Source organism: Agrobacterium sp. LR_9 (assembly GCF_041954855.1).
In the GTDB taxonomy this organism is placed as follows: domain Bacteria; phylum Pseudomonadota; class Alphaproteobacteria; order Rhizobiales; family Rhizobiaceae; genus Agrobacterium; species Agrobacterium leguminum.
On sequence record NZ_JAVAYA010000052.1, the window covers coordinates 1 to 3,446 of the forward strand.

Here is a 3,446-nt window from a genome sequence, read left to right on the forward strand (position 1 = left end):
TCGGCCGACAGGCCGATGCTCGACGAGCCGGCGCCGGCAAGCACGTTTTATCACATCGTCTGCGCCATATATGAGGCAGAGGCCGTGCTGGCGGTTCACGAGTAGACTGTTACGTGCTGATGTATGCTATCTCCTACTTTTTCGTGGACGACTTTAGAAAAGGTACAAAATGCCTAGTGTTTTGCGAACAAACATATAATCAAGACGCGGCTATTTTTTAGTCGCTAAGAACGAAATTCGAAAACCGGGGGACGAAATGGATACACATCTCATCGAGGCGTTGAAATGGCTAGAGAATAAAACAAGAACGATTTACTCGCAGGAGGAATTTTCTTGGGGTGAAATAGTTTCGTTGGGCTTGCATGAAGTTCACTCACGTAAGGATATAGATTCATCAAAGTATGTGCTGATCCATAAAGGAAAAATTACGGAAATTGATCCCTCTACCTTAATGCAGTATGTTGGTAGAAGCGAAATATGCTTTTCTAATGATGTATATATAGTGTTGCGTATTTTCGATATTTCTGAAAAGGGCGACAGTATCAAGAGTTTCTTCTACAATATGGCTGACTGCTTGCATGTAGATTCGACGCCATCGAAGGCAATACATAGGATGTGCCAGTATATTGGAGAGAAAACTGTCCTAACGGAGACGTTTTTTGGAAGGAAAATATTCCTAGACAGCATGGATATTTCTCTGACACCTCATATCATGGCTGAAGGACGTTGGGAGCCATGGGTTACTACGTTTCTTCAAAAAAACCTGAAAAAAGGCGATGTGTTTTTCGATATCGGGGCGAATTGTGGATTTTACACTTTGTTGGCGGCTCATATCGTTGGTGAGCAGGGGTTCGTACTGGGTGCGGAGCCCCAAATTGCGTTGCATTCTCGATTGATAAAGAGCGTTGCAGTAAACGGCTTCTCAGGTTTTGTAGAGGTCGCAAATGTTGCCTTGGGTGATGAAAGGAAAGAGGTCCATATAAATAAAATTGGAGATTACGTCGGTAGCGCCACATTGCTTGACGTAGAGGGATCCCATCGAAGTGAGCGCGTTAACGTCACGACAATGCCGTTATTGATCCAGGACGTAGAGCGCAAATTCAAACGAAAAGTGTCACCAAATTTTATCAAAATAGATGTTGAAGGTTATGAAATAAATGTCTGGAAGGGCATGCGGAACTGGCTTAAAGAGCAGGAGGGTCTCACTATAGTTATGGAGTTTAGTCCAATTGCATACAAAGAAATGGGGCAAGATCCGCATAGTTTTGTAGGCGAAATTCTGGAGGCGGGCTTTAGTATTAATAGGCTGCTGCACAATGGAACAGAAGTGCATTTTTCTTCGTCGTCTGTTGATGATGTTATTAGTTCTGGAGACTATGTAGATCTGATATTGCGGCGACAGTGATTTCATTGTCAATGTGACGTGTTACTTCGGAAGTATAGGTATGGGTGTAATGATGTCGAAGTTTGTTTCATTTTCAAAAAATATGGAAGACGTTCTTCTGTGGCGTATGTTCAAATCTGAGGAAAACGGCTTTTATATCGACATCCATGCAGATTCGCCCGACCGCGAATCGATCACCAAAGGTCTTTATGAGAGAGGGTGGAGCGGGCTCAACATCCATCGCGACATATCTATACTCAACCTATTTGAGCATTTCCGTCCGAATGACGAAAACCTTCATTGCGTACTATCTGCGGACGCCAACCATTTAGGTGAAAATCTCACCGCTGATGGTAGTCGTCCGAATGTCTTATCGACTTGTTCGATTGGGAGGCGATTTAATAAAGTAAGGCAACAGGTTTTCTCATTCAATCAGATCTGTGAACGCTTCGTGCTACCCAGTAAGTCAGTCCACTTTTTAAGGGTAAATTTGGGCGCTGATTTTGATCATTTATTCTCATATAATAACTGGCTTGAATTTCGTCCTTGGGTATTGATAATTGCTACGCGAGATTACGTCGGCGCAGCCTGCAATGATCTCGATCAAAATATGCATTCTATTTCTTACGAAGTCGCGTATGTCAACAATGACTATCGGTTTTATTTGGCAAGGGAAAAAAAGGCGCTTGCGTCTTTTTTAGACAAAGAGCCCAGTTTCGCTGATGGTTTTATTCCGCATGAGCTTTCAGTCATTGCGGCCGAATTGGCTGGCACAAAGTCACAACTAGACGACCTCCATGAACGAATTGGGTCGCTCAACCACGAAGTTCTCTTTTTGAGGTCAAAAATAGACGTTTTGGAAAGAAATAAACTGCTCAAGATCGTCTCGGCTTCGAGGAAGTTGAATCCGGAGCGCATTATTCGCCGGGCGATCAGAAAGCGTTTTCCCAAAAAAGAAATCTTAAGTAGTGAAAAACTCTCGGGTTTCATCGAAATTAAGATTGGTGACATAACTATTAATTTTGCTGCGGAAGCGCTGAGGGATCAAAGAGGTATCGGTCGAGTAGCGCGGGAGTACTTGGCAGAATTGCGGAGCCGCCAAAATAAAGATCAATTACCTCTTGGAAATGATGCAGGCAGTAAAGTTGTTAATTTCTATCCGTCTATTCATTGGTGTCCAGAGGATTTGAATGGTAACTCCTTGGTCATGATACACGACGTGATACCGCTTCTGTTTCCGGATCTTTTTCCTCGAAAAACGATTGACGATTGGAAGAATAAGTACGCTTACATTGCAAGTAAGGCGACTCATATTTTAACGGTTAGTCATAGTAGCGCGGAAAGCATTTCAAGAGAGCTTTCTATTCCTATGAGTAAGATTTCGGTCGCTTATAATGGTGTCACGATTTTTGATCCCGATAGCGACGACTTAAATGACATTCAAGAGCAAGGGCAATACTTTGTTTGCATAGGTTCTTTCGATTACCATAAGAATTTGAAAGTGATATTTGACGCAGCCCTTCTTCCGGGTTTTCCTGATTGCAAGATATTTGTTGTGGGAGCTGGACACAATAACGAAAAATTGGCGTACTATAGTTCAAAAATTCACTTCACGGGGAAGCTGTCAGACGCTGAACTCTTCTCACTTGTTAAAAATTCACAAGGATTGTTGTTTCCTAGTCTCTACGAGGGATTTGGTTTGCCTCCGCTCGAGGCGCTAGCTTTGGGTGTGCCAGCCATCTGCAGCTCCCGACCCGCGATGACGGAGATCCTTGAGCAAGGCGTTTTATTTTGTAGACCGCACGATCCTAAAGAATGGGTTGAGGCTATGATCAGTTTGATGTCATTGCCTCCTAGTGCTGAAGAATGCCGCGACATGAGAGAATTTGTTAGAAGCAGATTCACTTGGGCTAAATCGGTCGATGCAATGATGGAAGCGATAAAAAAGATGTGAGTTTATCAGAAACTTCGCTGATGATGCGCACCGCAATTCTATTGCCTTTTATAATCGTCCTCGATGCGGATGACATCGTCCTCGCCGATATAGGCTCCGGTCTGGATC

Annotated in this window: 2 protein-coding genes; both read left to right on the forward strand. The window is 43.5% G+C overall.

Annotated features, from left to right (window positions below):
• The first annotated feature begins 256 nt into the window (after positions 1-256).
• Positions 257-1,405, forward strand: coding sequence for an FkbM family methyltransferase (locus tag RAC79_RS25455; protein ID WP_065656790.1), 1,149 nt, complete (start codon positions 257-259; stop codon positions 1,403-1,405).
• A 40-nt stretch (positions 1,406-1,445) separates the two neighbouring features.
• On the forward strand, positions 1,446-3,338 hold the full coding sequence (locus tag RAC79_RS25460; RefSeq protein WP_065656791.1) for a glycosyltransferase family 1 protein: 1,893 nt from the start codon (positions 1,446-1,448) through the stop codon (positions 3,336-3,338).
• The last annotated feature ends 108 nt before the right edge of the window (positions 3,339-3,446 follow it).